The sequence below is a fragment of the Frankia sp. AiPs1 genome, assembly GCF_023716945.1.
Lineage (GTDB): Bacteria > Actinomycetota > Actinomycetes > Frankiales > Frankiaceae > Frankia.
The window spans coordinates 1-3,943 of sequence record NZ_JAMQQF010000563.1; the positions used below are offsets into that span (position 1 = coordinate 1).

Genomic DNA, 3,943 nt, shown 5'->3' on the forward strand with positions numbered 1-3,943 from the left:
GCGGTGCTGGCGCTGTCCCAGGCCGCGGACCGGACGACCTTCGCCACCTGGCAGGTGCTGCTCCCGCTGGTCGCCGCCGTCGCCCTGCTCGCCGGCTACGCCGGGCACGCCCTGCGCCCGGCCGACGCACGGCGCCCGCCGCCGCTGATCGACGTCCGGCTGTTCACCAGCGGCGGCTTCTCGGCCAGCGTGACGATCATGATGCTGGTGGGGCTGGCGATGTTCGCGAACCTGTTCGTCCTGCCGCTGTACTACCAGCAGCACGGGCACGGCCCGCTTGCCTCCGGGCTGCTGGTGGCGCCGTTCGCGGTCGCCGCCATCATCGCCATGCCGCAGTCCGGGCGGCTGTCCGACCGGCTCGGCGCCCGGCGGCTGGTCCGCGCCGGGGCGCTGCTCGCCGCCGTCGGCGAGTTCGCGTTCACCCGGGTGGGCACGCACACCGCGGAGGTCTGGCCGGCGCTCGCCGCGTTCGTCGTCGGGTTGGGGCTGAGCTTCGTCGGCGCCCCGACGATGGGCTCGCTGTACCGGACGCTGCCGCCGGCCTCGGTGCCACAGGGCAGCTCGGTGCTCTACATCCTCAACCAGCTCGGTGCCGCGATCGGCATCGCCGTGGTCACCCTCATCCTGGCCACGGTGGGTGACGGCGGTGGCGTCGACGGGTTCCACGGGGTCTACTGGTTCGCGCTGGGCACCATCGTGATCATCCTTGCCGCCAGCCTGCTCCTGCCCGGCCGCCCGGAGCCGGTGGCCCAGCCGGCCGTCCAGCCGGAACGAGCGGCGCAAGCCCCCGTCTCGTGACCCGGAGGCGGGGTCGTACGCCGGTCCGACGTCCGACGTCCGACGTCCGAACGAGCGAAGAGCGACGTTGGACGGGCGAGGTCCGACGAGCGGCGGGCGGGTCGGCGGGTTGTCCGGGTCGGTGCGGGCACGCCGAGGTCATGACACCTGACCAGCACCGTCACGTCCGCTCGGGCTCGGCACCGGCCGCCCCGGCACATGCCCCGGTGGGATCGTCGCACGCCCGCGTGGGACCGGCGCACGCCCGCACCGGTGCGCGATCCCGCGCCGCCGGCTCGCCCGTCGACCCCGATCCGGCTCGCACTCCTGGCCTCGAACCGGGCGGTGGCGTACCGCCGGGGGAGACCCCGCCGGGCGAGGACTCCACCGGCGGGGCGGTCGGCGGCGACCAGCCCAACGCCGAGCCGAGAGCGCCCAACCGCACCCCGATGATCATCACGATGATCGCGGTAGGGATGGTCGTCCTGCTCGTCGTGGCATTCTTCCTCGCCGAGGCGGTCGGGCACGCCGGCTGATCGTCGTTCAGGCCCCGCCGCGCCGTCGCGGCGGGTTTCCTCCGGCGAATTCCGCGCAGACTTCTGGTGTGCCGGAATCCCGACTTTCTGGTCGGGTCGGAACGGGCCCGAAAATCGCTGGAATGGTCGGGTTGCCGAAAATCCGGAAATAGCCGGTGACGGAGGAACGGCGAGAGGAGACCGTGATGGTCACGACAGTAGCCGAGATCATGACTCGTGATCCCGCCACGGTGCGGGCGGAAGACACCGTGGACAAGGCCGCGCGGCTCATGCGCGAGATCGACGCGGGCGTGATCGTGGTGACGGAGAACGGTGGTGGTGCCGCCGCGGTGCTGACCGACCGGGACATCACGGTGCGGGTGGTGGCGGAGGACCGTGACCCGCACACCACGCTGGTCCGCGAGGTCGCCAGCGGCGACATCGAGACGGTGACCTCGGACACCCTGATCGACGACGCGGCCGAACTGATGCGGCTGCGCGCGGTGCGGCGGCTTCCGGTGGTGGACGAGAACCGCATCGTCGGCGTCGTCAGCCTGGGCGACCTCGCCCGGGAGGGGGACAACGAGTCCGTACTCGGGCAGGTCAGCTCGATGCCGGCCAACCAGTGACGGCATGAACGACGGGGCCGGGCCGGCAGGCGGTTGCCCCGGCCCGACCCCGGCGCGTGCCGCGTTCGGTGACCAGTTTGGGTCAGGACTTGCCGGACAGTTCCTTCGAGATTGCGTTCGGGCCGCTGTACTGCCGGTCCGGAATCTTCTCCAGGGTCTGGACGAGGGTTTCGTCCGCGCCGTTCTCCTTTGCCTTCTTCACAATCGCCGAACGGTCGGCCGGGTAGTCGACGCCCTTGAGGAACTTCTGCGCTTCGATTGCTGTGGTCATGCAGCCATCATGGCCCGCGGTCCGGCCATCGAAACCTCGCCCGCGTAATGCCAAGGAATGTCGCGCCGACGTTTCGGAAGTCGATTGCGGCACGTGGCGGAGTCGCTTTTAGAAGATTTCTTTCACCACCTCGTCGGGAAGGTAGGAAAGGGCGGGCAACAGCTTTTTGAGACCTTTCGCCTCGGGCTTGAACTTCTCGGTGTCCACGTTGATGCAGAGCAGTGCGATCAGGCCGAACACCCGGTGGTGAATCGGTATGGTGGTGCTTCTCAGTTTGCGGCCGTCCGGCAGGATGGTCTGGTATATCGCCGCCTCGGCGCGCCGCGGGTTCTTGATTCGGTCCAGTGCCACATTGCTGGCCGGCGAACCCACCCGTCGTCCGGTGAACCCGTTCTGGACGGCGCAGACCGACCGAAGGGGATCCCGGGTGTCGTGCAGGACGAACTCGATCGGTAGGTGGGCGAACATCGCACCGACGAGGTGGGTCAGATTGATCAGGGGTTCGATGATATTGCGCTGCTGGGCCTGGGGCCCGTCCATCTGCGCCAGTTCCGCCGCAAACTCCTTCTTGACCCGCTGCACCAGGTCGATGGCGCCCACGGACTGCTGAACATCCACATGGTTCTGCGTCGTCAGGTAGATGAGTTCCACGGCGCCGCGGACGTTCCGATCGGCGATGACGCGCTGGCAGGCACGCTGCAGGTCTTCGAGATCGAGGACCATGGTGCCCTCGTCGTCGAATCGCACCGGATACTCCGCCATCGTGGCCAGCGGCGCACCCGCCAACAGAGCCTCGGCGCTGAAATGCCGCCGGTGCGTCTCCCCGGGCGGTCCCGGGTCGGTGTCGGTCGAGCCGGGGAACGGTGGCTTCGTCGTGGGCTTGACCCGACCCGTCCGCGCGTGCTCGATCCATTGCAGCAGCAGAAGGCTGGCTTCCGCCTCGTCCGCCACGTCGAACAGGTCGAATGCCCTGATACCGTGAAGCAGCTCGGGCAGGCGGCAGTCCGCGACCCTGATCGGCAGTAGCTTGCGCTCAAGCCCGTGGGGATCGTTCTGGTAGGCGTGCTCCCACTCCGGTTGCCCGTACGCGGACTTGATGTAGGTCTCCGACACCAGGGTAATCGTGCGTTCCGACTGGGCTAGGGCGCGCTGCAGGAAGGTCGTCCACCTCGTTCCGGGCGCGAAGTCCCAGTCCTGCACCAGCACCCGGTAGCCCGCATCCTCGAGCTGCCAGGCGACCCACTTGGCCCAGGTGCCGTCGCTGGCATGATGGGAGACGAAGAAGTCGTACTTGGCCCGTCCCCCGGCGCCCGCCGGCTCCGGAACAGCCGCCCCCCGCGGGTTCGTGTCGTCCATGATTGTCAGCATGCCACCCGGCGCCTTGGCCGGATTCGACGCCCCCACGCCCGGCCGGCGGCCAATGTGGGCGATGCAGCGGGGTTCGATCCGGCTGAACCGAAATTCCCGCGAGAGACCTGTCGACTGACAATCAATTGCCCGGTCCGCATTGCCGGCGGGACAGCTCGGCCCGTGCCGGTGGCTCATGCGTACCTGCCATCTGTGACCAGCTCGTTGACCAGCTCGTCCACGGCGGTCAGGACGTCCGCCGAGGTGAGGGCCAGCAGGCCGGCCCCGGGCGCCGGGGCGAACGGATCGCCGCGCCGGCCGGCCCACAGGGCACGATGCCGGGGCCGGTCCGGCGGCGGGCCCCAGACCGCGGGCGGCACCGGACCGAACACGAGGACGGAGGC

Annotated in this window: 5 protein-coding genes and 1 pseudogene; 3 read left to right on the top strand and 3 right to left on the bottom strand. The window is 69.6% G+C overall.

Annotation, left to right across the window (positions count from 1 at the left end):
- The 3 genes from ND748_RS27335 to ND748_RS27345 all read left to right on the top strand — a co-directional run.
- Window positions 1-798 (top strand): MFS transporter (locus ND748_RS27335; RefSeq protein ID WP_251749085.1); only part of this gene is annotated, 798 nt, incomplete at its 5' end.
- A 227-nt stretch (window positions 799-1,025) separates the two neighbouring features.
- Window positions 1,026-1,313 carry a DUF6480 family protein gene (locus ND748_RS27340; RefSeq protein WP_374216051.1) on the top strand — a complete coding sequence of 96 codons (288 nt, stop codon included), beginning with the start codon at window positions 1,026-1,028 and terminating at the stop codon, window positions 1,311-1,313.
- A gap of 185 nt (window positions 1,314-1,498) precedes the next feature.
- Complete coding sequence (locus ND748_RS27345) at window positions 1,499-1,921, top strand: CBS domain-containing protein (protein WP_251749087.1); 423 nt, start codon at window positions 1,499-1,501, stop codon at window positions 1,919-1,921.
- A gap of 82 nt (window positions 1,922-2,003) precedes the next feature.
- On the opposite strand, the gene ND748_RS27350 is transcribed toward ND748_RS27345, so the two are convergent.
- The 3 genes and pseudogenes from ND748_RS27350 to ND748_RS27360 form a co-directional block, all read right to left on the bottom strand.
- Window positions 2,004-2,192, bottom strand: coding sequence for a DUF2795 domain-containing protein (locus tag ND748_RS27350; RefSeq protein WP_251749088.1), 189 nt, complete (start codon window positions 2,190-2,192; stop codon window positions 2,004-2,006).
- 108 nt (window positions 2,193-2,300) lie between these two features.
- Window positions 2,301-3,737 (bottom strand): TIR domain-containing protein, encoded by a 1,437-nt coding sequence (locus ND748_RS27355; RefSeq protein WP_251749089.1) that lies wholly within the window; start codon window positions 3,735-3,737, stop codon window positions 2,301-2,303.
- A pseudogene (locus ND748_RS27360) lies at window positions 3,734-3,943 on the bottom strand (glycosyltransferase family 9 protein); the annotation flags it as partial. The pseudogene ND748_RS27360 and the gene ND748_RS27355, both read right to left, overlap by 4 nt.

What these genes read in the sequence shown, in the direction of transcription:
- ND748_RS27345 (WP_251749087.1), top strand. Translation starts at nt 1,499, where the DNA reads ATGGTCACGACAGTAGCCGAGATCATGACTCGTGATCCCGCCACGGTG.
- ND748_RS27350 (WP_251749088.1), bottom strand. Translation starts at nt 2,192, where the DNA reads ATGACCACAGCAATCGAAGCGCAGAAGTTCCTCAAGGGCGTCGACTAC.
- ND748_RS27355 (WP_251749089.1), bottom strand. Translation starts at nt 3,737, where the DNA reads ATGAGCCACCGGCACGGGCCGAGCTGTCCCGCCGGCAATGCGGACCGG.